Source organism: Shewanella sp. FJAT-52076 (assembly GCF_019457455.1).
GTDB classification, from domain to species: domain Bacteria; phylum Pseudomonadota; class Gammaproteobacteria; order Enterobacterales; family Shewanellaceae; genus Shewanella; species Shewanella zhangzhouensis.
On sequence record NZ_CP080415.1, the window covers coordinates 50,001 to 75,751 of the forward strand.

23 protein-coding genes, 2 rRNA genes and 1 pseudogene (1 of these 26 only partly in view) are annotated in these 25,751 nt (G+C 53.3%); 16 read left to right on the forward strand and 10 right to left on the reverse strand.

The features are described from left to right. From K0H79_RS00225 to K0H79_RS00240, 4 genes are all read left to right on the forward strand, one after another. Window positions 1-2,061: ribosomal RNA gene (locus K0H79_RS00225) — 23S ribosomal RNA — on the forward strand (it extends 833 nt beyond the left edge of the window). A 124-nt stretch (window positions 2,062-2,185) separates the two neighbouring features. Then, a 5S ribosomal RNA gene (gene rrf, locus K0H79_RS00230) occupies window positions 2,186-2,301 on the forward strand. A 148-nt stretch (window positions 2,302-2,449) separates the two neighbouring features. Beyond that, window positions 2,450-2,701, forward strand: coding sequence for a YkgJ family cysteine cluster protein (locus K0H79_RS00235; RefSeq protein ID WP_220076936.1), 252 nt, complete (start codon window positions 2,450-2,452; stop codon window positions 2,699-2,701). A gap of 15 nt (window positions 2,702-2,716) precedes the next feature. Continuing rightward, window positions 2,717-3,172, forward strand: a complete 456-nt coding sequence (locus tag K0H79_RS00240; protein ID WP_220066238.1) for an Rrf2 family transcriptional regulator — start codon at window positions 2,717-2,719, stop codon at window positions 3,170-3,172. Here the strand turns inward: K0H79_RS00240 and K0H79_RS00245 are convergent. From K0H79_RS00245 to gpmM, 4 genes are read right to left on the reverse strand one after another with little or no spacing between them, the layout of a single operon-like run. After that, window positions 3,147-3,899 carry a divergent polysaccharide deacetylase family protein gene (locus tag K0H79_RS00245; RefSeq protein WP_408733362.1) on the reverse strand — a complete coding sequence of 251 codons (753 nt, stop codon included), beginning with the start codon at window positions 3,897-3,899 and terminating at the stop codon, window positions 3,147-3,149. The genes K0H79_RS00240 and K0H79_RS00245 overlap by 26 nt on opposite strands. Window positions 3,900-3,920: 21 nt before the next feature. Continuing rightward, window positions 3,921-5,117, reverse strand: coding sequence for a S41 family peptidase (locus K0H79_RS00250; protein WP_220076938.1), 1,197 nt, complete (start codon window positions 5,115-5,117; stop codon window positions 3,921-3,923). A 30-nt stretch (window positions 5,118-5,147) separates the two neighbouring features. Continuing rightward, window positions 5,148-6,284, reverse strand: a complete 1,137-nt coding sequence (locus K0H79_RS00255; RefSeq protein ID WP_220076939.1) for a murein hydrolase activator EnvC — start codon at window positions 6,282-6,284, stop codon at window positions 5,148-5,150. Window positions 6,285-6,289: 5 nt separating this feature from the next. Continuing rightward, a complete protein-coding gene (gene gpmM / locus K0H79_RS00260) occupies window positions 6,290-7,831 on the reverse strand; it encodes a 2,3-bisphosphoglycerate-independent phosphoglycerate mutase (protein WP_220076940.1) in 1,542 nt (513 codons plus the stop codon). Between the two features lie 237 nt (window positions 7,832-8,068). Between gpmM and K0H79_RS00265 the strand changes: the two genes are divergently transcribed. The 9 genes from K0H79_RS00265 to K0H79_RS00305 all read left to right on the forward strand — a co-directional run bounded on the left by K0H79_RS00265 (window position 8,069) and on the right by K0H79_RS00305 (window position 18,108). Beyond that, a complete protein-coding gene (locus K0H79_RS00265; protein WP_220076941.1) occupies window positions 8,069-8,497 on the forward strand; it encodes a rhodanese-like domain-containing protein in 429 nt (142 codons plus the stop codon). A 219-nt stretch (window positions 8,498-8,716) separates the two neighbouring features. After that, window positions 8,717-9,196: a protein-export chaperone SecB gene (secB, locus tag K0H79_RS00270; protein ID WP_220066243.1), complete on the forward strand. Its 480-nt coding sequence runs from the start codon at window positions 8,717-8,719 to the stop codon at window positions 9,194-9,196. Window positions 9,197-9,202: 6 nt separating this feature from the next. Then, window positions 9,203-10,222, forward strand: a complete 1,020-nt coding sequence (gpsA, locus tag K0H79_RS00275) for an NAD(P)H-dependent glycerol-3-phosphate dehydrogenase (RefSeq protein WP_220076942.1) — start codon at window positions 9,203-9,205, stop codon at window positions 10,220-10,222. Window positions 10,223-10,292: 70 nt separating this feature from the next. Continuing rightward, complete coding sequence (locus K0H79_RS00280) at window positions 10,293-11,486, forward strand: NAD(P)/FAD-dependent oxidoreductase (RefSeq protein ID WP_220076943.1); 1,194 nt, start codon at window positions 10,293-10,295, stop codon at window positions 11,484-11,486. Between the two features lie 534 nt (window positions 11,487-12,020). Beyond that, entirely contained in the window at window positions 12,021-12,938 is a 918-nt protein-coding gene (locus K0H79_RS00285; RefSeq protein ID WP_220076944.1) for a diguanylate cyclase, read from the forward strand. 14 nt (window positions 12,939-12,952) lie between these two features. Beyond that, window positions 12,953-13,903 (forward strand): ABC transporter substrate-binding protein, encoded by a 951-nt coding sequence (locus tag K0H79_RS00290; protein WP_220066247.1) that lies wholly within the window; start codon window positions 12,953-12,955, stop codon window positions 13,901-13,903. Continuing rightward, window positions 13,903-16,968, forward strand: coding sequence for an ATP-binding protein (locus K0H79_RS00295; RefSeq protein ID WP_220076945.1), 3,066 nt, complete (start codon window positions 13,903-13,905; stop codon window positions 16,966-16,968). The genes K0H79_RS00290 and K0H79_RS00295 overlap by 1 nt, the downstream gene beginning before the upstream one ends. Window positions 16,969-17,084: 116 nt before the next feature. Continuing rightward, window positions 17,085-17,615: a molybdopterin adenylyltransferase gene (mog, locus tag K0H79_RS00300; protein WP_220066249.1), complete on the forward strand. Its 531-nt coding sequence runs from the start codon at window positions 17,085-17,087 to the stop codon at window positions 17,613-17,615. Between the two features lie 46 nt (window positions 17,616-17,661). Then, window positions 17,662-18,108: an NlpC/P60 family protein gene (locus K0H79_RS00305; protein WP_220076946.1), complete on the forward strand. Its 447-nt coding sequence runs from the start codon at window positions 17,662-17,664 to the stop codon at window positions 18,106-18,108. 43 nt (window positions 18,109-18,151) lie between these two features. On the opposite strand, the gene K0H79_RS00310 is transcribed toward K0H79_RS00305, so the two are convergent. The 5 genes from K0H79_RS00310 to mtnC form a co-directional block, all read right to left on the reverse strand. Continuing rightward, the gene (locus tag K0H79_RS00310; protein ID WP_220066250.1) at window positions 18,152-18,739 is read right to left on the reverse strand and encodes a HutD family protein; all 588 of its coding nucleotides are present in this window, start codon (window positions 18,737-18,739) and stop codon (window positions 18,152-18,154) included. A gap of 23 nt (window positions 18,740-18,762) precedes the next feature. Then, a complete protein-coding gene (locus K0H79_RS00315; RefSeq protein ID WP_220076947.1) occupies window positions 18,763-19,002 on the reverse strand; it encodes a GNAT family N-acetyltransferase in 240 nt (79 codons plus the stop codon). A 1-nt stretch (window position 19,003) separates the two neighbouring features. After that, window positions 19,004-19,876, reverse strand: a complete 873-nt coding sequence (pbpG, locus tag K0H79_RS00320) for a D-alanyl-D-alanine endopeptidase (protein WP_408733378.1) — start codon at window positions 19,874-19,876, stop codon at window positions 19,004-19,006. A 127-nt stretch (window positions 19,877-20,003) separates the two neighbouring features. Next, window positions 20,004-20,438, reverse strand: a complete 435-nt coding sequence (locus K0H79_RS00325) for a thioesterase family protein (RefSeq protein WP_220066253.1) — start codon at window positions 20,436-20,438, stop codon at window positions 20,004-20,006. 105 nt (window positions 20,439-20,543) lie between these two features. Continuing rightward, the gene (gene mtnC / locus K0H79_RS00330; RefSeq protein ID WP_220066254.1) at window positions 20,544-21,224 is read right to left on the reverse strand and encodes an acireductone synthase; all 681 of its coding nucleotides are present in this window, start codon (window positions 21,222-21,224) and stop codon (window positions 20,544-20,546) included. A 470-nt stretch (window positions 21,225-21,694) separates the two neighbouring features. Here mtnC and K0H79_RS00335 point away from each other — a divergent pair, with 470 nt between their 5' ends. Continuing rightward, window positions 21,695-22,609: a GyrI-like domain-containing protein gene (locus tag K0H79_RS00335; RefSeq protein WP_258405443.1), complete on the forward strand. Its 915-nt coding sequence runs from the start codon at window positions 21,695-21,697 to the stop codon at window positions 22,607-22,609. Window positions 22,610-22,747: 138 nt separating this feature from the next. Here the strand turns inward: K0H79_RS00335 and K0H79_RS00340 are convergent. Further along, window positions 22,748-23,922, reverse strand: a pseudogene (locus K0H79_RS00340) (MerR family transcriptional regulator). Window positions 23,923-24,164: 242 nt separating this feature from the next. Between K0H79_RS00340 and K0H79_RS00345 the strand changes: the two are divergent. Next, window positions 24,165-24,803 (forward strand): hypothetical protein, encoded by a 639-nt coding sequence (locus K0H79_RS00345; protein ID WP_220076949.1) that lies wholly within the window; start codon window positions 24,165-24,167, stop codon window positions 24,801-24,803. A gap of 83 nt (window positions 24,804-24,886) precedes the next feature. After that, the gene (locus K0H79_RS00350; protein ID WP_220076950.1) at window positions 24,887-25,747 is read left to right on the forward strand and encodes a LysR family transcriptional regulator; all 861 of its coding nucleotides are present in this window, start codon (window positions 24,887-24,889) and stop codon (window positions 25,745-25,747) included. Window positions 25,748-25,751: the final 4 nt, after the last annotated feature.

Here is a 25,751-nt window from a genome sequence, read left to right on the forward strand (position 1 = left end):
CGAACACCTTTGGGGGTAGAGCACTGTTAAGGCTAGGGGGTCATCCCGACTTACCAACCCTTTGCAAACTCCGAATACCAAAGAGTGCTATCCGGGAGACAGACGGCGGGTGCTAACGTCCGTCGTCAAAAGGGAAACAACCCAGACCGTCAGCTAAGGTCCCAAAGTAATTGCTAAGTGGGAAACGATGTGGGAAGGCTTAGACAGCTAGGATGTTGGCTTAGAAGCAGCCATCATTTAAAGAAAGCGTAATAGCTCACTAGTCGAGTCGGCCTGCGCGGAAGATGTAACGGGGCTAAGCAATTCACCGAAGCTACGGGTGTACACGATAACGTGTACGCGGTAGAGGAGCGTTCTGTAAGCCGTTGAAGGTGAAGGGGTAACCCACACTGGAGGTATCAGAAGTGCGAATGCTGACATGAGTAACGATAAAGGGGGTGAAAAACCCCCTCGCCGAAAGACCAAGGGTTCCTGTCCAACGTTAATCGGGGCAGGGTGAGTCGACCCCTAAGGCGAGGCCGAAAGGCGTAGTCGATGGGAAACGGGTTAATATTCCCGTACTTCTGCTAACTGCGATGGAGAGACGGAGAAGGCTAGGCCAGCACGGCGTTGGTTGTCCGTGTTTAAGGTGGTAGGTAGTGTGCTTAGGCAAATCCGGGCACATATATACCGAGAGCTGATGACGAGTCACTACGGTGACGAAGTGGTTGATGCCATGCTTCCAGGAAAATCTTCTAAGCTTCAGGTTAGCAGGAATCGTACCCCAAACCGACACAGGTGGTCGGGTAGAGAATACCAAGGCGCTTGAGAGAACTCGGCTGAAGGAACTAGGCAAAATGGTACCGTAACTTCGGGAGAAGGTACGCTGCTGTTGGTGACGGGACTTGCTCCCCGAGCTGACGGCAGTCGCAGATACCAGGTGGCTGCAACTGTTTATCAAAAACACAGCACTGTGCAAACTCGCAAGAGGAAGTATACGGTGTGACGCCTGCCCGGTGCCGGAAGGTTAATTGATTGGGTTATCGCAAGAGAAGCTCATGATCGAAGCCCCGGTAAACGGCGGCCGTAACTATAACGGTCCTAAGGTAGCGAAATTCCTTGTCGGGTAAGTTCCGACCTGCACGAATGGCGTAATGATGGCCACGCTGTCTCCAGCCGAGACTCAGTGAAGTTGAAATTGCGGTGAAGATGCCGTATACCCGCGGCTAGACGGAAAGACCCCGTGAACCTTTACTATAGCTTGGCACTGAACATTGACCCTACATGTGTAGGATAGGTGGGAGACTTTGAAGCGGGAACGCCAGTTCTCGTGGAGTCAACCTTGAAATACCACCCTTGTAGTGTTGGTGTTCTAACCTCGGTCCATGAATCTGGACTAGGGACAGTGCCTGGTGGGTAGTTTGACTGGGGCGGTCTCCTCCCAAAGAGTAACGGAGGAGCACGAAGGTTGGCTAAACACGGTCGGACATCGTGTGGTTAGTGTAATGGCACAAGCCAGCTTAACTGCGAGACAGACACGTCGAGCAGGTACGAAAGTAGGTCATAGTGATCCGGTGGTTCTGCATGGAAGGGCCATCGCTCAACGGATAAAAGGTACTCCGGGGATAACAGGCTGATACCGCCCAAGAGTTCATATCGACGGCGGTGTTTGGCACCTCGATGTCGGCTCATCACATCCTGGGGCTGAAGTCGGTCCCAAGGGTATGGCTGTTCGCCATTTAAAGTGGTACGCGAGCTGGGTTCAGAACGTCGTGAGACAGTTCGGTCCCTATCTGCCGTGGGCGTTGGAAGATTGAGGGGGGTTGCTCCTAGTACGAGAGGACCGGAGTGAACGAACCGCTGGTGTTCGGGTTGTCATGCCAATGGCATTGCCCGGTAGCTACGTTCGGAATCGATAACCGCTGAAAGCATCTAAGCGGGAAGCGAGCCCCAAGATGAGTCTTCCCTTGGACCTTGAGTCCACTGAAGAGCCGTCCGAGACCAGGACGTTGATAGGCAGGGTGTGTAAGCGTTGTGAGGCGTTGAGCTAACCTGTACTAATGACTCGTGCGGCTTAACCATACAACCCAGATGGGTTTCAGATGGTGTAGATAGTCTTGAAGAAACCAGACTTGATTGAAGTGATAACTCAAACAGCTTTCTAAATTGCATGTTCTTGCTGAGAAGCGGGGACATAACGAATTTGCTTGGTGACAATAGCGCTCTGGTCCCACCTGATCCCATTCCGAACTCAGTAGTGAAACGGAGCAGCGCCGATGGTAGTGTGGGGTCTCCCCATGTGAGAGTAGGTCATTGCCAAGCGCCTAATAAGTCGAAGAGGCCACCCGATAGGGTGGCCTTTTTGCTTTTGTTTTACCGCTCGATTATTTCAATTGCGTGCGGCAGTTGGCACTATTGCGGTTCAGAACTGAGTGAATTGACTTTCAGCGGTATAATCGGAGAAACGGAAGTGGAATGTCGTTTGGGTTGTGGTGCTTGCTGTATCGCCCCCTCTATCAGTAGCCCCATTCCGGGAATGCCGGATGGCAAGCCCGCAGGTGTGCGTTGTGTGCAGCTAAGCGATGACAACCTGTGCCTTATCTTCGGCCACGCCGACAGGCCTGACGTCTGTAGTGACTTTAAAGCCACGACAGATGTCTGTGGCAGCAACAATGCCGAAGCACTTTGGATTATTACTTCCCTTGAGACACAAACCAGCTGATTGTAGGTGAGCTAAATGCAACTGACCCGCTATACGGATTTTGGGATTCGCACCCTGATGTATATGGCTGTTCAACCTGAGAGGACTGCCCTGTTCCGGATTGCCGAGATCACTGAAGTATTTGATTTGTCGCCCAACCATGTATCCAAAATTATTCATCATCTGGGTAAAGCCGGTTATTTGCAGACTGTCAGGGGCAAGGCTGGCGGTTTTCGGCTTGCCAAGCCCGCCGCTGAAATAAACCTTGGTGCATTGGTGCGGGAGTTGGAGAATTCATTAGCCCCGATCAATTGCAGCAAACCCGTTTGCAGATTGTTGCCAGCGTGCCAGTTGAAGGGAGTATTGGCCAATGCGGTGCAGGCGTATCTGGCTGTTCTTGATCAGTACCAGTTGGCGGATATAGTGACCAACAGGGAAGAACTGTTGGCGTTGTTGCCGGACTCGACTATTTCAGTCTTACAGCTGGGCTAGTCCCTTGTTGTTGCGCCAGGCGATATGGCAGCAGCTCAGACGTCGGAACCAGGTTGATCCCTTCATCCCTGAGTCTGTGAAGGTTGGCTTTGAGGAACTTTACCGTTGCAGGATGAGGGTGCGCGATAGCCACCACAAATCCCTGCTCATGAGCCTGCTCCATCATAAGTTTGAATTGCTTTTCCAGGCCGCGTTTACTGGTGTCGTTATCAAGAAACACGTGGCGTTTGAGCAATGGCACACCCATCTGTTCGGCTTTGGCCCCGGCTTTGCTGTACCTGGTCGTTAAACTGTCGACAAAGTACAAATTGTTGTGCTTCAGCCGCTCCATCACCCACAGCATATGGCTGTCGAGCTGTGTCAGCATGCTGCCCATGTGATTGTTTGCCCCCTTGGCAAAGGGAATTCTCACTATGGCATCATCCACTTTGCGTTTAATATCCTGTTCATCCATATCACTGGTAAGCCCGCCCTGACCCAAAGGTCTGGCGTTCAATGATTGCATTGGGAGGTGGAGCATAATCTCGTGGCCCCTTTGATGTCCTTTGCTGGCAAGTTTGACGCCGAGAGGGCTCGATGGAATTACGGAAAGGGTGATATCTTTTGGAAGTGACAGGACATCCTCATCGGTATGACGATAACCGATATCGTCGATGATGATAGCCAGCTGTGCCCCTTGGGCTGTAAACATCCCTGCTGCAAGCAGCAAACCAATCAAATAGCGCACTAAGTTATCGTTATTATGTAGTTATTTTTGGTTTTCAATCCAGGCGATGGCCGATGCCAAAGTCTGATCTTCAAGTTGTGTTTTACGTTGTTCTGAGCCGATTATAGGCATATCAGCGGCATCTTTAACAGTATTCTGAGCGGCAATTTTAATATCAGGCTCTATCCCTTTGGCATGAATATCATGGCCTTTTGGGGTGTTGTAATGGGCAATAGTCAGCTTTATCGCACTGTCCATGTTGAGGGTGGGGATAAGACTTTGTACTGTGCCTTTGCCAAAGCTTGTCTCACCGATAAGCAGAGCCCTGCCATTTTCCTGCAGCGCAGCAGCCAATACTTCCGAAGCCGAGGCAGAACCCTTATTAATAAGCACCATCATGGGCACATTGGTCATCAGGGTTTGTGGCGAGGCGAAGTAGTCAGAATTAGCATCGAAGTAACGCCCTGAGGTTGAGACTATGCGCCCCTTTGCCAGAAACAAGTCCGCAATTCTGATGGCTTGATCCAACAAACCACCCGGATTATTACGTAAATCAAGGATAAGTCCCTTGGGGGATTTCCATTGGCTGAGCTGTTTTACCAAGTCCTCTGTGGTGTTGTCCTGGAAGCTGGTGAGTCGTACGTAGGCTATATCACCTTCTAACCAACGTCCCTGCACAGAAGCAACTGAAATGGTCGCAGGCCTGATCGTGACCTGATAGCTGAGTCTGTCACTGTGCTCCAATGTCAGTGTGATCGGCAGGTCATTCAGGCTGTGGTAGCGGATTTCGGCCAGCACGGCATTGAGGTCCATCTCAGTCACCAGGTGCGAATTGACAGCGATAATGGTATCGCCAGCGATAATGCCGGCTTTGTCAGCGGGGGAGTCGGAGAAAGGCGACACAATACGGATGAGGTTATCGTCAGAAGCAATTTCGAAGCCGTAGCCGAAATATTCCCCCCGATTAGTATCGCGGATATTGATAAGATCCTGGTGAGACAGATAGCCCGAATAGGGGTCGAGCTTTTTGAACATGCCCTCAATGGCGCCTTCGATGAGCTCATCCCTGCTTATCTGATTTACATAGTAGGTCTCAATGGTATCCATAATGTCTACCAGCAAGGGGTAGTCATACTGGCTGAGCACCGAGCGGGCGTTTTCCTGCCCGGAGAGACTGACAGAAATGCCCAGCGCCAAACCGAAGACCGTAGCGCCGAGATAACGGATGAACTGCTTCATAAAGGCCCCCTGTTCAGTGGGAGCCTGATATCAACGCCTGCAGTAGTTTGCCGGGTCGACAGCCTGCCCCTTGTGCCTTATTTCAAAGTATAGGCCAGGCTGAGTTTGACCACCGGAACGTCCTACCAGTGCAATGGTTTCGCCGCTGTTGACGGTGTCGCCAGGGCTTTTAAGCAGTGCTTGTGCATGGCCATACAGGCTCATATAGCCCTGACCGTGATCAAGTACCAGCACCATACCAAAACCTTTGAGCCAGTCGGCGTAGATGACTTTGCCATCTGAAATCGCGGTAATGCTCTGGCCTTCCGGCGCAGACAGCAGCACGCCTTTCCACTTAATTTGTCCTGAACGGGGATTGCCAAAGGCTTCGCTTAATCGCCCCTTGGTTGGCCAGTTTAACTTGCCTCGCTGGTCACCCAAGCCTATGAGTTTTGGACTTGCCTTAACTGCTTTCACGGCCTGTTCCAATACCCGTTTAAGGCTGGCTTCTTCTATCTGCAGCTGTTCCAGTTCGGCGCCGCGAGAGCTTAAGGTTTTTTGCAGCTCTTTCAGTGTTGCCTGGCGCTGTGCCTGCTCTGATTCCAGCTTTTTCACCTGAGCTTGCTGCTCAATTGCTAGCTGACTGAGCTTTTCTTGCTCATCAAGCTGCTGCGCATGGTTTTGTCTCAGCTCATCCATGGTCTGCTTCAGTTCATTGATGGCCTTGATGCGGGCGTTATTGAGGTACTGGTAATAGGCCAACATCCGCTCTATGGTGGCAGGGTTTTGCTGGCTCAGCAGCATCTTGGTGTAATCGTGGTTTCCGGCAAGGTAGGCACTTGCCAGTTGTTTGGAGAGGGTTTCCTGTTGAGTCGCCTTCTGGGCGTTCAGCGCTTTGCTGCGGCTCTTGAGGCCTTCTAGTTTACCATCAACTTCGTTGAGGCTCGCCTGGGTGAGAGCCATGGCCTTGGCGACTTTAGCAATGGCCTGCTCATCCTCTTTAAGCAGACCCTGCAATTTTTCCCGCTGTTTACTGGTGTCCTTGAGTGCACTTTGCTGTTTTTCTATCTGACTTTGCAGTGATTTAAGCTCGGCCTGACGCCGCGCCAGATCATCGGCCTGGAGCTGCGGGGATAGCAAAAGAAAGCCAGCGATAACGCCGGCTTTCCACAGTAAGTGCTGTGACAAATGGCTTACTCTTTGATGGTAATGAGCACACGTCCGGTCATTTCTGCCGGAATGTCCTGTCCCATGAGGTTCAGCATGGTGGGTGCAATGTCGCTCAGACGACCACCTTCGGCGATGCTGGCATTCCTTCCCACATAAATAAAGGGTACCAGTTCGCTGGTGTGGGCGGTATGTGCCTGACCCGTCGATGGGTCACTCATCTGCTCGGCGTTACCGTGGTCGGCAGTGATAAGACACTCACCCCCCACTTTGGTCAGCGCGTCTACCACGCGGCCAATACAGGTATCTACGGCTTCACAGGCTTTAACGGCGGCGTCAAAGTTACCTGTGTGTCCGACCATATCACCATTGGGATAGTTACAGATGATGACATCATACTTAGCAGATTCAATCGCTTCCACCAATTTATCCGTCAGCTCTGTTGAACTCATCTCGGGTTGCAAGTCATAGGTTGCGACCTTGGGCGAGTTAATAAGGATACGGTCTTCGCCTTCGAATGGCTGTTCTTTGCCGCCATTGAAGAAGAAGGTGACGTGGGCGTATTTCTCGGTTTCGGAGATGCGCAGCTGCGTCTTGCCGCTGTTTTGCAGTACTTCACCCAGAGTGTTCACCAGGTCCTCCGACGGGAAGGCGATATCGCCCTGAATGTCGCCGGCGTATTCCGTCAGCATCACAAAGTGCGTTTTTGGCGTTACGGCACGCTCGAATCCGGCAAAGGCGGGATCGGTAAAGCTGCGGCTGATTTGACGGGCTCGGTCAGCACGGAAGTTCATGAAAATCAGCGCATCATTGTCGTTCAGGCTCACTCTGTCGCCGGCGTCATCCACAATCGCAGTGGGCGCGACAAACTCATCGTTCTCGTCACGGCTGTAAGCCGCTTCCAGCGCATCGACGGCATTGGTGGCCGAGTGCTTGCCCTTGCCTTGAGTGATGAGGTCGTAGGCCTGCACAACGCGATCCCAGCGGTTGTCTCTGTCCATGGCAAAGTAGCGGCCAACGATAGAGGCAATGCGCCCCACGTTCAGTGAGGTAAACAGCTCAGAGAAGTGCTCCAGGCTGCCTTTTGCGCTGCGTGGTGGTGTATCCCGGCCATCGAGGAAGGCATGCAGATACACCTTGGTGGCACCGCGCTTGGCTGCCATGCGGATCATGGCTTCAATGTGTTCTTCGTGGCTGTGAACGCCACCGGGTGACAGCAGCCCCATGATATGGACGGCACCATTGGCGGCGATGGCGGCATCCACGGCTTTGCACAGGGCAGAGTTATGGTCAAACTCGCCGTCTTCAATGGCCTTGCTGATGCGGGTCAGTTCCTGATACACAATTCGGCCTGAACCCAGGTTGATGTGACCTACTTCAGAGTTACCCATCTGGCCATCGGGCAGGCCCACGTCGTGGCCGGAACCAGAGATCAAGCCGTTGGGGTAGTTGGCTTTCAGGTTATCCAGCACCGGAGTGTTGGCGTGGAAAATGGCATTGCTTTCCTGATCTTCACGATAGCCCCAGCCATCGAGGATCAGTAATGCCAGAGGACGTTTGGCTGTCATCTTGGAGTTAACCTCAAAATTGATAATTGGAAGAAGTGTTGGAATCGGAAAATTGTTCAAATATTACTACGACAGTCCCCGGGGGACAAAGGCATTTGCCCCGATTGCGACCATCGGCGGATTTTGTGAAAGAGGCGGGCTTATTGACTGACTGCCGGGGCGATTTGCTGCATTCTGGTGTCTTGATGGTATACTCTCTGCCCACATTGTTTCAGGTATCCTTACAGACGGAATATCATGCAAGAATACATCGAGTTTTTCAGGGCAAACCCCATGCTCAGCCTGGCTTGGCTGGGTCTGTTTTTAGCTGTGATCATTACAACAGTTAAGTCTATGACTTCCAAGGTGAAGCACATCAGCACCCAGGAGCTGGTTCAGCTGGTCAATAAACAAAACGCCAAGGTGGTAGACGTTCGCGGCAAAGAAGAATTCCGCAAAGGTCATATCGTCGATGCGATGAACATCAGCATGTCAGAAATCAAAAATAATCAGATTTCTGCCCTTGAAAGCGCCAAGAAGAGCCCCATTATATTGGTATGCAACGCTGGCATGACGTCTGCTCAGGCGGCACAGTTACTGGTTGCCCAAGGTTTTGAGCAGGTATACAGCCTCAAAGGCGGTATGGGTGACTGGCAAGCGGCCAACCTGCCGGTGAAAAAGCGCTAAGCACAGAGCACCACAGGTTGATTTGGGAGCGACACTGACGTCGCTCTCGCGGGTACATCAGTTACCCTTTTAGTCGGCAAAGGCTTTTGAAGTTTTTTTAGCTGGCAAGATCTGAACCGGGACGGTACTGAGATCCTTTGCGGCCTCAAAAGCCCAGCCCATAACTATATGGCTTCAATGAAAAGCCGACTTAACAAATTGATTGATAGGTAGGAAATTATGGCTGAAGTAGCAAATAACGAACAACAAGCCCCACAGTTCAACATTCAACGTATTTACACCAAGGACGTGTCTTTTGAGACACCAAACAGCCCAGCCGTATTCCAGAAAGAGTGGAATCCAGAAGTGAAGCTGGATCTGGATACCCGCAGCACCAAGCTGGCTGATGACATCTTTGAAGTGGTTCTGTCTCTGACAGTGACTGCCAAAAACGGCGATGAAACTGCCTTCCTGTGTGAAGTTCAGCAAGCAGGTATTTTCCACATCGGTGGTTTGACTGAGCCGCAGCTGGCCCATTCTCTGGGCGCATACTGCCCCAACATCCTGTTCCCATATGCCCGTGAGTCTGTGGCCAGCATGGTTTCTCGCGGTACCTTCCCTCAGCTCAACCTGGCGCCGGTAAACTTTGATGCTCTGTTTGCCCAGTACGTGCAACAGCGTGCTGCTGCCGCTCAGCAGACTGAAGAAGTCAACGCGTAACAAGCGATGAAAGACACTGCCGATATTACGGTACTGGGGGCGGGCTCTTATGGCACCGCCCTTGCCATTTCTTTGGCCAGTAACGGACACAAGACCTTGCTGTGGGGCCATGACCCAGAGCATATCGACACCCTGAGCCGTGAGCGCTGTAACGCCGCCTTCCTGCCCGGAATAAGCTTCCCCGATTGTTTGGTGATGGAAGCCGATTTAGGCAATGCGCTGGCCGCATCGCGCAACGTGTTGGTGGTGGTTCCGAGCCATGTGTTTGGGGATGTGCTGCGTCAGGCCAAGTCATTGCTCCGTACCGATGCCCGTATCGTATGGGCCACCAAAGGCCTTGAGCCCGAAACCGGTCGTTTGCTGCAGGATGTCGCCCGTGATGCATTGGGCGATGCCTTCCCGCTGGCGGTGCTGTCCGGCCCCACTTTTGCCAAAGAGCTGGCCGCCGGATTGCCAACGGCAATATCGGTTGCCGGCACAGATGCTGGCTTTACCGCTGATTTGGTGGAGCTTCTCCACAGTCCCAAACGTCTTCGTGTGTATGCCAACGATGATTTTATCGGCCTGCAACTGGGCGGTGCGGTAAAAAACGTGATTGCCATCGGCGCCGGTATGAGTGATGGCATTGGCTTTGGTGCCAACGCCCGTACCGCACTCATCACCCGTGGCTTGGTTGAGCTAAGTCGCCTCGGCGAGGCTCTGGGGGCCCAGCAGGCTACCTTTATGGGGATGGCCGGCCTTGGGGATCTGGTGCTGACCTGTACCGATAACCAGTCTCGCAACCGTCGCTTTGGTTTAGCTCTGGGTAAGGGCTGTGACGTGAATACTGCCCAGACCGAGATCGGCCAGGTGGTTGAGGGTTATCGCAACACCAAGGAAGTCTTCACCCTGGCGAAGCGTCTGGGTGTAGAGATGCCCATCACCGAGCAAATCTACGCGGTACTTTATCAGGGTAAATCCCCGCTGGATGCCGCCAAAGAATTGTTGGCCCGAGAGAAAAAATCCGAGACCGCTGCGGCCGATTAAAAGCCGTACTGAGCCCGAAAAAGGATGCTAGAATTGGCGTCCTTTTTTTATGTCCGGGAGTAACAGGCGGATGTCAGACTGCAAGCATCATCAGGTCATCATTATCGGCGCGGGTGCCGCGGGGCTTATGTGTGCCCTGACGGCGGGTTACCGTGGACGGGATGTGCTGCTGCTGGACAACGCCAAACAGCTGGGACGTAAAATTCTTATCAGTGGTGGTGGGCGCTGTAACTTCACCAATCTGCAAACCCAAGCAGCGGCATACCTCTGCACCAACCCACACTTTGTAAAATCGGCGCTGGCGCGTTTCACCCAGTGGGACTTTATTGCCATGGTGGAGCGCCATGGTATCGCCTACCACGAAAAGACCCTTGGCCAGCTGTTTTGCGATGAGTCGGCCAAAGAGATAGTGGAGATGTTGACCACCGAATGTGACTGGGCAGGTGTGAAGATTCAGCTGCGTACCGAGGTGCTTAATGTAAGCAAAAAGGAAACCGGCTTCGAACTGCACACCAGTGAAGGTAACTACAGCTGCGAGTCTTTGGTAATTGCCACCGGTGGCTTGTCCATGCCAAAGCTTGGTGCTACCCCCTTTGGTTTCAAGCTGGCGCAGCAATTTGGTTTGCGGGTGCTGCCTACCACTGCCGGCTTGGTGCCCTTTACTCTTCAGCCGGAAGACAAGAGCCACTTTGAGTGTCTGGCCGGGGTGAGTTTGCCGGTGACTGTTACCTCGGCTTCTGGTCAGTCGTTCTCAGAGGCGCTGCTTTTCACCCACAGAGGGATTTCCGGGCCTGCCATATTGCAGATCTCTTCATACTGGAAGCCGGGTGAAGCTGTCTACATAGATTTGTTGCCCGGACTGAATTTTGTCGATTGGTACAAAACAATTAGTGTTGAATCGCCTAAATTGTCAATTAAGAATGCGCTATCCCGCTTGCTGCCGAAACGGCTTGTTGAACGGCTACAGGAGATTGGAGCCATCCCGGATAAGGCACTGAACCAGCTTTCCAAGGCAGAAGTCGAGGCCATGGCCGACTATTTTGCCAACTGGTCCATCGCTCCCGGTGGCACAGAGGGTTATCGTACCGCCGAGGTGACTCTGGGGGGCGTCTGTACCGACGAGCTCTCTTCCAAAACGCTGGAAGCCAAGGCATGTAAGGGACTCTATTTCATTGGTGAAGTGGTAGATGTTACCGGCTGGCTCGGCGGCTACAATTTCCAATGGGCATGGAGCTCAGGTCATGCCGCAGGGGAGGCCGTTTAACGGTTTTCCCTTCTTTCTGTGTCGGCCATTAGCAAGTAGCGAAGCCTCTGATTCTTTTGTTAAGTCTTACCGTTGTCTATGTGTATTCATTTCAGCGTGAAGGAGCTCTTGCTTAATGGACCCCGAGCCCTTAATTGCTTCAGCCGCGAGTCATTGAGCAAACCAGTTAAAACAGCTAAGCGGTTTTGCGATTCCTTCCTTTCCTTAAATTTATCCATCTGATTTAAAAGATTAAATTTGCTCCGCACACAACGTCGGCAGGTGCGGTGACGGATACCTTAAGTGTGACTCATTGTTTCCAGAAATGTACGGCCTATGGGTTCTGCCCCAGCCTGGCCTGCTTTCATTTAACTCATCTTCTGGGCACTGGCGTTATGCGAACACGTATATAGCCATGCTTTCGCTGTGGTTTTGCGTCCTGAATTGGCATTTTCCCAATAAAATAAAGGCGTTTACCCATTGGGATCTTTTTCTGCTGCTACACTTTTTCAGACAGGGAGTAACAGGGATGCAGCTCAGGAGCAGACAGTTGAGATGATGGAACCTTACACCGTACTCGTCGTTGACGATGTTAAAACCAACCTGATGATAATGGGCCAGAGCCTCAAAGGACTTTACCAAATTCGTGAGGCAAGCAGCGGCGCCCAATGTCTGAAACTTGCCCGCAGCGAGCCTCAGCCTGACCTGATACTGCTGGACGTGATAATGCCTGACCTTGATGGTTATGAGGTTTGCAAGGCATTAAAGAGTGACCCAGCGACCACTGATATCCCCATTATTTTCGTGACAGGCAAAGATTCGGATGCTGATGAACAGCTTGGTCTTAAGCTCGGAGCCGTGGATTACATCACCAAGCCAATCAGGCCAGCCATTGTCCGCGCCCGGGTTTATACCCACATACAGCTTAAGCAGCAGCGAGACAGGCTGCAATCGATGGCAATGCACGACCAGCTCACCGGGTTATATAACCGTCATTTTTTGATTGAATGTGCATCCCAGCGTTTAGCCAAGGTGGCGCGCCATCGCAATCCCATGACGGTGGTCTTGCTGGATGTGGACCATGTCAAGCGGGTAAATGATAGCTATGGACACTATATGGGCGATAAGGTCCTCATTGCTGTTGCCCGATTGCTGGCGGCCAATACCCGCAAAGAAGATGTGGTTGCCCGTCTGGGCGGCGAAGAGTTTGTGATACTGATGGATTGCAGCCTCGACAGCGCGGCCGCCAAGATAGAGCATCTGCGAAGCCTGTTGGAGGCGCTGGAACCGGAAGGTATTCGGGTAACGGGTAGTTTTGGCCTGGTAGAGGCGAGCCCCTATAACGCCGATTTCTCTCATCTGCTGGTGTTGGCCGATGACGGTGTGTACCGCGCCAAAACCCAAGGCCGAAATTGTGTTGTGTGTTGCCGGGCTGAGGCGTCGCTCCTGCGGAGCAAGGTGTCGACTGATTAACGGGGTGCCGAGGCATGGGAAGAATTTGTCTGTTGCTGATGATCTCTTTGCTGTCACTCGGGTGCAGTGAGCCCAAGGAGAAAATCATCATCGCTATTAATCCCTGGCCGGGATACGAGGTGCTTTACCTGGCTCAGCAACAAGGCTTTTATGAAGCAGCGGGGCTGAATGTGGGATTTGTCCAGGTGGCGACTTTGTCTGATGCCCAGCGAGCCTATTTGTCCGGCAGGGTCGCTGGCTTTACCAGCACTATGATTGAGGCGGTTCAGGTGGAGGCGTTTGGTGGAAAGCCGGTCAAGGTGGTGTTGGCGGCAGACTACTCTGACGGTGGCGATGTGATACTCGCCAAAACAGAGTATGGCGACATTCCTTCGCTGAAAGGTAAAACCATAGGCTGTGAGGTGAGCTCGCTGGGTATTTTTATCCTCGCACGGGCCCTGGCTGCCAACGGCCTGACGTTGGATGATGTCAAGGTAATGAATGTGGAGCAAGGCGACGGTCCCCGCCACTTACAGCTTGGCCTTATCGACGCTATGGTTACCTATCCGCCTTATTCGCTGGCTGCCATGAAGCAAGAGGGGGTGCATCAGGTGTTTTCCACCAAGGAAATTCCCGGCGAGATCCTCGATACACTGTCGATTTCCGCTGAAGCACTTGCCCGTCACCCAGACTTTGTTCCCAAGCTCAGAGCGGTATGGCAGCAGGCGCTGGATTATGTTCGTGAGCATCCTACCGAAGCGGTTGCCATCATGGCACGGCGAGAGGGCATCCCCCCCGACGAATTCAGGCAGGTACTCGGTGATATTCACTTGTTGGATTTCACAGAAAATCAGGCGCTTTTCAATGACATTGCCGGATTGGAAAACATGGCAAGATCCGTGTGCACTACGTTAAGGAGGATTGATGTGCTGGAGAGTGACTGTAGCCACGTTATTGGAATGTTTGACGTTTCCGGGAGCCATTGATGAAGTGGTTTGGTGGGGGAAAGAGTCTGGGCTACAAGCTCAATATGGCTACGGCGTTGCTTGCTATAGGCGTGTGCGTGCTGGTGGGACTCTATTATCAAAACGATGTACGTGAACGAATTCGGGAAGTTGCCCGTCACGAGATGGCCGATTTGGTCAATAGTTTGAACCTGGCGCTTGAAACCAAAGCCAATCGCGGCGATGTGCAGCGTGTAATGGGCGCATTATCAACCAAGGAGTCCATTCGCCGCCTCAGTCTCATCGAAGGCGAAAAAATTACCGCCGATAATCAGGCTGAGTACATTGGCCGTACAGTGGCCGAGGCCTTTGGCAGTCAGGTTCAACAACTCATCAGTAACACACGCACTAAAAACAGCGACGATCCCTTTTTGGAAAAAGACGGTGTGATCCACCAAACCGCACTCCTGTACCTTATTTCTCCGGAACGCCAGCGACTGAGACCTTTTGTGCTTTATGTCGCTTATGATCCTGCCGCCCTTGAACAGGCGGCGCAAAAAGGGTTGATGGAGTTCATTCTGATCCAGTCGTTAGGCTTTATGTTGTTGCTGTTCATCAACACCTTGGTGCAACAGAAGGTGGTCCTTGGGCCCATTAACGCCATTCGACGTCAGATAGAAGCCGATCCCCAAGCGGAACTCGTGCTCAAATCCGACGATGAATTGGGACTCTTGGTTGAAAGCTATAACGCCTCTGCTCGTCAGCGCATCGCGCAGGCCAAAGAGCTTGAAGATTCGCGACGGTATATCGATACCGTTATCAATGTAATTCCGGTGCAACTGGCCTATGTGGATGCCATGCGCTGCTACCGTTTTATCAATCGTCGCTATTTGGTTTGGCTTGGCAAGAGTGAGTCGGAGGTTTTAGGTCGCTCAGTGGCAGAGGTGCTACCCCCTAAGGTTGAAGATTTGATAGTGCCTTATCAAATGAAGGCACTGCAGGGGAAACAACAAGTTTTCGACGCTGAAGTTGACGACAAATATTTCCAGGCCACCTATGTCCCTGATGTGACCTCGGACGGTGACGTCGTAGGTTTTTTTGCCTGTGTGGAAGACCTGACCCTCATCAAAGCCAATGAGCGAAAAATTGAGTCTTATGCGTTGGAGTTGGAACATAAAAACGCTGACCTGGTGGAGGCCAGAGAAAAGGCTGAAGCAGCGTCCCGAATAAAAGCCGATTTTCTTGCCTGCATGAGCCATGAAATTCGCACACCCATGAACGGCGTGCTTGGGATCCTCTCTTTGCTGGAGAAAACCGAGCTGTCTATCCAGCAAAAACATTATCTGGATGTGGCTTCCACCAGTGCGGAATCGTTATTGACCCTGCTCAACGATATTCTCGACTTTTCAAAAATTGAGTCAGGCAAGTTTGAAATCGAAGAGGTGCCATTCGATCTCATTCAATTACTGGATGATTTTGTTCAGCCTTTTGCCATTCGCGCCGAAGCCAAAGGGTTGAAGCTGCTGCTGGACATTTCTGGTGTCCATCTGCGCTGGGTGCGGGGCGACCCAGGCAGAATAAGGCAGGTTTTGGTCAATTTGGTGAGTAATGCCATTAAATTTACTGAGGTCGGCTGGATAGCGGTGCGGGTTCAGGCGTCTGAAGATACCGCAAATGGTGTGTCTCTGATGGTGAGTATTGAAGACACCGGAATCGGCATCTCCAAAGACAAGCAGGAGGCCCTGTTTTCGCCCTTCACGCAGGCTGATTCTACGACTACTCGCCATTTCGGCGGCACAGGGCTTGGGCTTTCAATTGCCAAACGGCTGTGTGAGCTTATGGATGGCGGTATTCGGGTCATCAGTGCCGAAGATGCCGGCAGTACTTTCAAGTTTCATTTACGGCTTAAGTCAGAGGCAGCGTCAGGCGCTGAGTGGCCGCCTGCGCTGAATTGCCGCGCCCCTTTGCTTGCGGGCGAGCTTGGTGCCTCTGAGCGAATGCTGTTCGAATTACTCGATTCATGGCAGTTAAGGCCGGTACTTCTGGAATCCAATACGCATCTGGAACAGGCGCCGGCACTGGGGGCTGCGGATTGGCTCATTTATTCGGTACCAGGGCATCTGGTGTCCATCACGGAAGAGCTGCAAAAGACGGCGGCATTCGCCACCGAAAAAGGGCTTAAGTTTTTAGCCATCATCTCCCACAGGCAACAGATTGGATTGGCCCCGGCAATTTTAAGCAGCTGTCACTATCTGTGCCGGCCTATGCAGGCACTTAAACTGGTGGACATATTAAGCGATCGTGATGGTAACGAGGTCGCACGGCCTGATGCTACAGTAGGCCTGTTTTCAGACTCGGCCCAGATACTGCTGGTGGAAGATAACAAAGTTAATCAAATGGTTGCGCTTGGCATGCTCAGAAACCTGGGACTTAAGCATGTGGAGGTGGCCACCAACGGGTTACAGGCACTGGCGGCACTGCAACATCGGCAATACGACCTCATTTTGATGGATTGTCTGATGCCGGAAATGGATGGCTATCAGGCGACCCAGGCAATTCGAAAAGGTGAGGCAGGACAGAAGTTTAAAGATATCAAAATTGTGGCTATGACAGCCAATGCCATGAAAGGCGATCGGGAAACCTGCCTTGAGGCAGGTATGAATGACTATATCGCCAAACCATTGCACCAGGCAGAGGTAGCCAGAGTGCTCGAGCGTTATATTCCCCTCGACAGCGCATCCTGTGCACCGTCCAGCCCTCTGTCGGCAGACACCATACTGTTTGACCGCCACTGCGCCCTTGAGCTGATGTCCGGCGACGGTGAGCTGCTGGGTGACATACTCAAGGTATTTGCCGAAGAAATGGCGGTGTACCTCGAGGCCTTTGAGAACGCCATGGGCCGCAGGGACTTCGCAGCGGTACGCACTGCGGTGCACGCCATCAAGGGCGCTGCGGGCAATTTGTGTATGTCGCCACTGGCCGATGTTGCCAAAGACATGGAAATGGCCGCCCGCAGCCTGGATTGGGCGTACCTTGAAGCGCATCAGGCGGAATTTGTCGATGTATTGCAGCGTACTCTGGAACAAAGCCAATCGCAGACAGCATAATTTGACCCTGGTCGTCTTATTTGGCCAAGAAACTTGGGTGTGCTGCCGAATATGCTATTTTAGGCAACTGTTAAGTTGCCGTACCGGCAGCCATTTCTCGCCAGAAGGAAGCTCACATGGCCAAAGCCAAAATCGGGATTGTTACCGTCAGTGACCGCGCCAGCGCAGGCATTTACGAAGACCTGTCGGGTCAAGCCATTATCGAAACCCTCAATGCCTACCTGACCAGCGAATGGGAAAGCCTGTATCGCGTGATACCGGATGAGCAGGCAGACATAGAGGCGACCCTGATTGATTTGGCAGACAATGAAGGTTGCTGCCTGATTGTCACCACAGGTGGAACTGGCCCCGCCAAACGCGATGTGACACCGGAGGCCACCGAGGCCGTTTGTCATCGTATGATGCCGGGTTTTGGTGAGCTGATGCGGGCAGAGTCGCTGAAATTTGTACCCACCGCCATTCTGTCACGGCAAACGGCAGGTCTGCGGGATGATACCCTGATAGTGAATCTGCCCGGCAAGCCCAAGTCCATTCGTGAATGCCTGGATGCGGTGTTTCCGGCTATTCCTTACTGTATCGATTTGATGGACGGCCCTTTCCTGGAATGCGATGAGTCCGTTATTAAGCCATTCCGCCCTAAAAAGTAGGCGATTGGGGCAAATGAACGCCGCCATGGTCAGGAGAGTTGCATGCATGCTGCTGGCCATTGTGGTTATTGGCTGCAGCTCTCGCCCCGAGCAAGAGTCGCCCGTGGCGGCCCAGGTAAGCCAGCCGTTGTCTCAGGCGCGGCTCCTGGCGTTCTACAGTGAATGGCAGGGCGTGCCTTACCGTCTTGGCGGCATGAATAAGCGTGGTGTCGATTGCTCCGCTTTCAGCTTTTTGGTTTATCGTGACCTTGCCGGACTGAGTTTGCCCCGCACGGTAGAAGATCAACTGGCCCTGGGGCGCAGGGTATCAGAGGATGAGATCCAAAGTGGCGACCTGGTGTTTTTCAAAACCGGCTGGACACTGTGGCACGTTGGGGTTTCTTTGGGGGACAGGCGCTTTGTGCATGCATCGACCAGTCAGGGCGTGATAATTTCCACCCTCGATAACGGCTACTGGCAGCAAAAATTCCGTCAGATACGGCGTTATGATTGAGGGGAACCCACACCAGACCAATCCCTTGGTCCCGGGAGCGATATCAGGGCTGCGGAAAGCGGCAACCAATGGCGAACGCCACCAGATCGCTCGGCGTTTCGGCGAGTAGATTCAGCGGCGTAGAGGAAATTATCAGCGGATGTTCGCTGTTCAGTTGGATGTCTCCGATGTTGACCTGGCCACGGCGCAGGAACACACCGTAAACACTCGCGCCCTCTTCGGCAGCCTGATGCCAGCGCTGATGTTCAGCCAGTTGTTGCCGGCTTGCCAATTTCAACCTTCCCTTGGGCACAAACAGGTTAAAGTCTTCCACTACTGCCGTTGTCAGTTCGGCATGCACACTCAAACCACCATCGAAGTCCCAGGGACTGCTATCGGCGTGCTGAACCCGGGCTTCGGACAGGGCGCTGCCGCTTAACTTCATGGCACCGTCCAGTACAAGCAGCAGGCGATCGTAACCACTGAAATCACTGAATTGACCGGATTGTTCAACCCGGGCGCAGCTCAGGCGGAATTCAAAGTCCCGGGCAGCCAAACTGCTGCCTTTGGGATGGATAAGCAGCTGAGTCGTGCTGCCACCGGCCCAGTCATTGGTTACGAAATCTTTGGCTGCCACCAGATGTATTGGCATTGGGCTTCCTTCAACTGCATGTCTTAGAGGAATTTTTGAACGTACCAACAGCTGGCGTGAATGTCGAGCCCCTGCTTCCTGGCCCATTCCAGCCCGTAACGGACCAGTTTTTCGGCCAGACCTTGCCCCCTGAGCTCAGGAGGAACGAAGGTGCGATTGAAGTCGATACTGTCACCCTGGCGGTGATACTCCAGCCTGGCTTCCACGCCGTTGGCCGCTAATAAAAATACCTGATTGGTTTTATCGTGGATCACAGCATCCATGTTATGCCTTGTTATTACGCTCACGCTTGCGTTGTTCTTTGTAAGTTTTGGCGGAGTCAGGCAGTGGGCTGACCTTGCCGGTTTCGAGCCATTTTTTCAGGCGTCCGGCATCGCCGAGGTGGGTTTGTTTACCGAAAGAGTCGAGCACCACAAAGGCCACATCCCGTTTGGCCATTCTGGTCAGCATCACCAGGCAGTGTCCGGCGGCATCGGTAAAACCGGTTTTGGTTAAGCGAATGTCCCAGTTGTCTTTATTGACCAGTCGGTTGGTGTTGTAAAACGCCAAACTGTATCTGGGCTTGCCAAAGGTTACCGACTTACTCGGTGTCGAAGATAGCTGGCCCAGCAGAGGGTAATCCTGCGCGGCCTTGAGCAGCCTCACCAGGTCGGCGGCAGTAGACACGTTGTGTACCGACAATCCAGTGGGCTCTACAAAACGGGTATTGGTCATGCCCAGCGCCTTGGCCTTGGTATTCATCGCCTTCACGAAGGCCTGATATCCGCCGGGATAATGGTGGGCAAGGGTAGTGGCGGCACGGTTTTCCGACGACATCAGGGTCAGCAACATGGCTTCTTTGCGGCTCAGGGTGCTGCCAAGACGGATGCGGGAAACGACGTTTTTCATCTCGGGATTGTCTTTGACTTCAACCGCGATTTTTTCCCCGAGCGGCAGCTTGGCATCCAGGGTCACCATGGCAGTCATCAGCTTGGAGATCGAGGCAATGGGAACAACCTGATGGGGGTTACTGGCATAGAGCACTTCGTTGGTTTTGGTATCGACCAGGAGTGCACTGTATGAAGCCAGTTCCTGAGTGGGTTTGGCGTCTGATTTTACCGCACCCTGTGCACTGGCGGCCGAGAGCAGGCCGAGCATCAGCAGAGGGCTGATGTACTTGAACAATTTGGATTTCATGCGCAATGCCAATAATAAAGTGATTGTTTGCTTGCCGTCTGCGCGGCAATACCTCAAGTGTAATCAAGGGTGAGACAATCACAAGCCATCAAGGTTCGCTTTTTGAAAGATTTTTTAGCGTTGCCAGCATTTCTGACGGCATATCGGCTTTGCGTCCCAACTTGAAATCAAACATCACCGCAATGGAGCTGCCGGTGGTGGTGATAGCCTGCTGTGCCTCGCTGAATACCTCGTAGTGCAAGGTAAAGCGATCCGGGTGTATATCGGTCACGCGCACACCCACATGCAACACGTCCGGATAGGTCACGGGCCGTTTGTATCTGGCCTGGTTTTCGCTGATCACGGGGCCAAGACCGTGGCGATACATGCTTTCCAGCGGGAAGTGTTGTTCAAAAAAACCGATGCGGGCAGTTTCGAAGTAGCGGAAATAGGCCACGTTGTTCACGTGTTGCAGGGCATCCATTTCGCCCCAGGCAACGGTGATTTTGCTGATGTGGCTGCAGAGGTCTGAGACTGATTTCATAATTCAAACGATTGTTTAACAAAATTCGAGCTTAACAGGGGTCTGCCCGGTGCTCAAGAACAACAAAAACGCCCCGCAGTGCGGGGCGCTTTCAGGAGCATAAACTCACTCGAAATTGAGTTCGCTGAAGCTCTGAATAATCCGGTACTTACCGGTGCGCTGAGAGGGTTCGCGCACCATTTGGCAGGTGATCATGCCAGCGGCTTCGGCGGCTTTCAGCTCTTCCACCACATCGGAAACAAAGAGGATCTGTCTTGGTGTCAGGCTGATAGTGTTAACAATGTTGGCATAGGCCTGCTTGTCGAGCTTGTTGCCGGTGCGGGTATCGAAGTGACCGTTGAACAGCTCGGTCAGATCGCCGCTGTCACTGTGGCTGAATAGCAGCTTTTGAGCATCCACAGAGCCTGAAGAAAAGCTGTAGACCCGCAAACCCTGGGCGCGATAGATTTTTATGGCATCGATAAAGTCAGGGTAAATGTGTCCCTTGAACTCATCGTTGGCATAACCTTGCTTCCAAATCAGGCCCTGGAGGGTTTTCAGCGGCGTGACCTTACGGTCTTCGGCAATCCACTGCACCAAAATCTCGGCCACCCGCTCGATGTCGGCATCGGCTTCGAGGGCGATATCACGCACATCGCCGATGCAATAGTCCACCAGTGGATTGTGCTGTTGTTCGCGCAGAAAATCGGCCATGACTTTGGCGGAGTACGGGAACAGGGTTTGCTGAATAAAGTTGAGATCCGTGGTGGTGCCGGCGGTGTCTACGACTATGGCTCTGATACCCATGATATTGATACTCCACTAACTGCTGCCAAAAGACAGTGCCCAAGATGCAGGCAGATCCTAAAGTGAATTGCGCCCCTTTGCCAGAGAATTCGGTCAGTTGAACGGCTGAAATCAGCGTGGTACCGGCCCGGATACAGACTTTTCACTTGCGACTATCCGGGTGCGACTTTGGCTTGAGGCGAAATAACAATAAAAAATGCCAATATAGGAAAATCGATGATAAGAATCATCACCTTATTGCTGAGAGCTTTGCTGAGTATCGGTGTTTTCTCGCCTGAGTGCCCCGGTGTGGAATGGCGTGTGTAATTGGTCATGCGAGGGTTTGGATGCAAACTCAGCAATATCGGTCAGGCATGGGTAGTAGGGATTTGGCACACTGGGGCCGTTGAAATGCGACCCTTTTTGGAAAGGGTCATATCAAGGGAGCCTGGAGAAGTGAGAAGCGAGCGCAGAAAGTGAAGCCACCACAGATGTCATCAAGTGCAACCGAAAAGCTTGAAAGTGCCCTGGCAGAGACTCTGCCAACTGGGCTGGACCCCAGGCTTGCGCGGGTGTGTGACTACATCAGCCGTCATCTTGATGAAGAACTCAGCCTTGACCACTTGAGCCGCGTGGGTCACTTGTCGCGGTTTCACTTTCATCGGCTGTTTGCGGCCGGGCTTGGTATTCCACTGGGGCGCTTTGTGCAGCTGCAACGGCTGAAACGGGCGTCGTTCCGGCTCGGATTCGAACATTCCATGCGGGTGCTCGACATCGCGCTGGAAGCCGGGTTCGACAGCGCCGAGGCTTTCAGCCGTGCCTTTAAGCGTGAGCTTGGCCTGAGCCCTTCGGCATTTCGACAAACACCTGACTGGGCGCAGTTGCACTCGGTTATGGACAGCATCAAAGTGCCCCGTCAAGGGTTAACAGGAACCGATATGGACATAAAATTGATTGAAATGCCAAGCCTGGCAGTGGCCTGGCTGGAACATAAGGGCAACCCTCACCGAGTGCTGGACACCAGCGCGCGCTTTATCGAGTGGCGTAAACAAACCGGGCTGTCACCTATTGCCAGCTCGCGCACCTTTGGCATCCCCAATGGCGATCCGGCCACCATGGCGGCAGAGGATTTTCGCTTTAAAGTGGCGGGTAGCGTTAATGTGCCCGTACCGGCCAATCCGCAGGGCGTGGAAAATGGTGAAATCGCTGGTGGACGCTACGCCGTTATCCGCCACCTCGGCAGCCACGCCACCATGGATGCCAGCATTTACGGTTTTTTCCGCGACTGGCTGCCTCACAGCGGCGAGACCGTTCGGGAAGCGCCGCTGTTTTTCGAGTACCTGAATTTTGTGCACCAGGTGGACGAGTGCGACCTTATCACCGACATCTTTGTACCGCTGAGGTAACACCAACAAGGCATCCAGGCTGGGCGACTTCACGCTGCTGCGTAGACTATTGCCCTGTCCTGGTAAACCAATTCCCCGCTTCTGATGTATTTCCGCAGCGGGGAAATTTGCTCATAAGCGGGATTGGGGATAAAAATGTTAACCGCGCTTTTGCAGCACGAAGAACTGATAGCCAAACTGGCCGAGGAAGCGACTGAAAATACCAAGCTCCCGCTGCACATTGGCTAACGCCTGCGAGCCTGCCAGCTGCTTGGAAACCTCATCTACCCTCGCAGCCAGTGGGCCGGTAAAGCTCTGCCAGGCCTCATTACTCAGGCTGAAGCTCTCGATAAGGTCAAAGCCTGCCGCCCGCATCTGCGTCTTTCTCGCCTCGACCGTGGTCATGGCGGGGTAGTCCTGCTGCCAGTGGGTAATCGCCTCAGGGGCTCTGTCGTCTGTCAGCCACACCAGATCACTGAGGACCAGTACGCCGTTATCGACCAGAAGATTACGCCATGACTTGAGCGCCTGCTCAACGCCCATGATGTAGGCGCTGCCTTCTGCCCAAATCAGATCGGCGCTCGCCGCTGGCAGTGGGATGTCCGTCATGCTGGCGCACAGGGTGCTGACCCGGCTGGCCAGGTCGCTGTGCTGAAGGTGCTGTTGCAGCTCAGTCAATGCGCCTTCTTCGTTATCGATGGCAATGATGTTGGCCCGGGTGTGCTTGGCGAGTACCCGGGTCGCCAGACCTTTACCACTGCCTATGTCGAAAATGCGCGCCGGTGTCAGCGGTACTGCTGCCAATGCTTTTAAGGTATCGGCCTTGCTGCCTGGCGCCCAACGTGTCAGTGGGGCGAAAATGTGCATAAAGTCGGCCATAAATTTGTCGTGTTCGTTCATATCTTTAGATAACCATGTCAGGTGCAGGGCGTTTTTTCGCTGAAGCCCTGGGTTTGTAACCAGTCCAGATGCGCCTCGGGCGCTTCTTTTGTGAGGGACTCGTGCCACGCTTTCAAATCGCCTTCGCCCAGAAGGGCTGCCAGCAGAGCGCGCGAGGCCTGTTTTTGGGCAATGTCGGCGTCCAGCTCGGCAAGACGGGCTTGCAGTAGCGCCTTGTCGATACGTTCATCGAGGCAGGCGAGGCACTCTTTTAAGGTGAGACCACCCGCCTGCAGCTTCTGGATCAGTGTCAGGCGTTGCACATCCTTTTCGCTGTAAACCCGGTAGCCGTTATCCAGCCGCTTGCCGCGAATAAGCCCCTGCTTTTCGTAATACAGCAGGGTTGAGCGCGATAATCCCAGCCGGTTTGCCAGTTCTGAAATGCGTAATGCCATCTGCTTTGCCTCTAGTCCTGATTAGAGAACTTAAACTATGAAGTTATAGACAGGTCAACGATATTGCCGCAGTTTTTTTAGCAGTGATTGGCTGTGGCTGACGTGGTGTGAAAACGCAACAGGGATGTCGAAAAACTATCCGCCTGAGTTGCCGAGTGGTTTTGTTAGCATGGTTTATCTCGCTATAGGCAATTCGGCGATGCTGCTGATTTCCAACTACAAGCACCATTAAGGAGGATGTGATGAACCCAATATTGATAAAGAGCCTGAGCCTCGGGCGTTTTATAACACCACTGGCCGCACCCTGCCTGCTGGCTTTAACGCTGCTGTGCACCAGCGGCATGGCGCTGGCATTACCGGCCCTGACAGACTGCTGTGAGGCTGAAATCTTTCAGGTGACCGGTGGCGAAGTGGCCGGGGGTAAACCGTCGCTGTCCGCCGGTGTGAATGACACGGCGGCGTCTTCAGAGCAGAAGGCAGAGATTGCCACGCTGTTTGAACACTACATGGACAAATACAACCACTATCTGACCACAGGCAAGCTCGATGCTGCCCCGGTACTTTACCGGCCGCAGCTGATGCTGATGTCAAACACCCGGGCGCCGGCGGTGGCCACTGAGACTGAATTTTCAACGCAAATTCAGGGCTTTTTGGATAGCCTCAGGGCCAAAGGTGTTGCCCGGGTGCGTTGGCAGAAGGTGAATATCAGGCTGCTCGACAGCCAACTGGCACTGGCCAGCAACGTGGCCGAGCGCTTTCGTGCCGATGGTTCGCGCTACAACCTGGTGGGTGCCACTTATCTGCTCAGCAAGCAGGATGGCCAATGGCAAATTGCCGCCTTTGCCGTACACGATGATAAGGGTGCATTCCCGCTGAACTGAAAGCTTTGCTCACATTCCTGCGGTTTTCATCGCCGCTATAAGGGGTTACCTTGATGGCTGGCAAGGGGCCGACAGGTGAGCGAATGGATAATTGGGATGATTACCGGGTAATACTGGCGCTGGCGAGAGGGCAAAGCCTGCGTGCAGCGGCCAAACAGCTATCGCTGAACCATGCCACAGTATCGAGACGGCTGGCGGCGTTGAATCACCGTTATGCCGCACCTGTGTTTGAAAACTCGCCCCAGGGGCTGCGGCTTACTGCCTTGGGGCTGCGCCTGCTGGCGGCGGCCGAGCAGATGGAGCTGCTCATTCAGGGAAATCGCCGCGACGAATTGGCCGCCACAGATGCACTGCAGGGCGACATTCGTCTATCCCTTCCCCCCGCCATTGCCCAGTGGCTGCTGCTTGAAGAGCTAATGGCATTTCAGCAGCAGTATCCCCGGATAAGGCTGCACATTCACTGCTCTTACACGCTGGCGAGCCTTGATAGCTGTGAGGCCGACATAGTCGTGCGGGTGTCAAACAACCCCGACGAACATTTGGTGGGGCGGCGGCTGTTTCCTGTGTGGCTGGCCTATTATTGTCGCCCCGACTACCTGACAAAACCTGCCAACAGGCTTGGCTGGATCACCGCCTCCGGCACACCCGATTGGATTGCAACCTCACCCTATCCCAACGCAGGCGTGGCCTTGGTGCTGGATGATTTGGTGCTGCGCCATCAGGTGGCTGCGCAGCGTGGCGGCCTGGTGCGCGGTGCCTGTTACATCGCCGACCAAATGCCGCAGTTGCAGCGCATCGGTGATGGAACGCCTCATCCGTTTCAGGACATCTGGTTGCTCACCCACGAAAATCTGCGTGCCGTGCCACGCATCAAACTCTTGATGGACTATCTGGCAGATTGCCTGCACCGCAAGCGCGACTTGGTAGAAGGTCGCCTGACTTAGCAAA

Excerpts from the sequence above, each read along its gene's own strand:
- secB (WP_220066243.1), top strand. The coding sequence starts at position 8,717 with ATGGCTGAAGTAGCAAATAACGAACAACAAGCCCCACAGTTCAACATT.
- K0H79_RS00350 (WP_220076950.1), top strand. The coding sequence starts at position 24,887 with ATGGATAATTGGGATGATTACCGGGTAATACTGGCGCTGGCGAGAGGG.
- K0H79_RS00305 (WP_220076946.1), top strand. The coding sequence starts at position 17,662 with ATGCTGCTGGCCATTGTGGTTATTGGCTGCAGCTCTCGCCCCGAGCAA.
- K0H79_RS00325 (WP_220066253.1), bottom strand. The coding sequence starts at position 20,438 with ATGAAATCAGTCTCAGACCTCTGCAGCCACATCAGCAAAATCACCGTT.
- K0H79_RS00265 (WP_220076941.1), top strand. The coding sequence starts at position 8,069 with ATGCAAGAATACATCGAGTTTTTCAGGGCAAACCCCATGCTCAGCCTG.
- K0H79_RS00345 (WP_220076949.1), top strand. The coding sequence starts at position 24,165 with ATGAACCCAATATTGATAAAGAGCCTGAGCCTCGGGCGTTTTATAACA.
- K0H79_RS00240 (WP_220066238.1), top strand. The coding sequence starts at position 2,717 with ATGCAACTGACCCGCTATACGGATTTTGGGATTCGCACCCTGATGTAT.
- mog (WP_220066249.1), top strand. The coding sequence starts at position 17,085 with ATGGCCAAAGCCAAAATCGGGATTGTTACCGTCAGTGACCGCGCCAGC.
- mtnC (WP_220066254.1), bottom strand. The coding sequence starts at position 21,224 with ATGGGTATCAGAGCCATAGTCGTAGACACCGCCGGCACCACCACGGAT.
- K0H79_RS00290 (WP_220066247.1), top strand. The coding sequence starts at position 12,953 with ATGGGAAGAATTTGTCTGTTGCTGATGATCTCTTTGCTGTCACTCGGG.
- K0H79_RS00250 (WP_220076938.1), bottom strand. The coding sequence starts at position 5,117 with ATGAAGCAGTTCATCCGTTATCTCGGCGCTACGGTCTTCGGTTTGGCG.
- pbpG (WP_408733378.1), bottom strand. The coding sequence starts at position 19,876 with ATGCTCGGCCTGCTCTCGGCCGCCAGTGCACAGGGTGCGGTAAAATCA.
- K0H79_RS00295 (WP_220076945.1), top strand. The coding sequence starts at position 13,903 with ATGAAGTGGTTTGGTGGGGGAAAGAGTCTGGGCTACAAGCTCAATATG.
- gpmM (WP_220076940.1), bottom strand. The coding sequence starts at position 7,831 with ATGACAGCCAAACGTCCTCTGGCATTACTGATCCTCGATGGCTGGGGC.
- K0H79_RS00285 (WP_220076944.1), top strand. The coding sequence starts at position 12,021 with ATGATGGAACCTTACACCGTACTCGTCGTTGACGATGTTAAAACCAAC.
- gpsA (WP_220076942.1), top strand. The coding sequence starts at position 9,203 with ATGAAAGACACTGCCGATATTACGGTACTGGGGGCGGGCTCTTATGGC.
- K0H79_RS00280 (WP_220076943.1), top strand. The coding sequence starts at position 10,293 with ATGTCAGACTGCAAGCATCATCAGGTCATCATTATCGGCGCGGGTGCC.
- K0H79_RS00335 (WP_258405443.1), top strand. The coding sequence starts at position 21,695 with ATGTCATCAAGTGCAACCGAAAAGCTTGAAAGTGCCCTGGCAGAGACT.
- K0H79_RS00310 (WP_220066250.1), bottom strand. The coding sequence starts at position 18,739 with ATGCCAATACATCTGGTGGCAGCCAAAGATTTCGTAACCAATGACTGG.
- K0H79_RS00315 (WP_220076947.1), bottom strand. The coding sequence starts at position 19,002 with ATGGATGCTGTGATCCACGATAAAACCAATCAGGTATTTTTATTAGCG.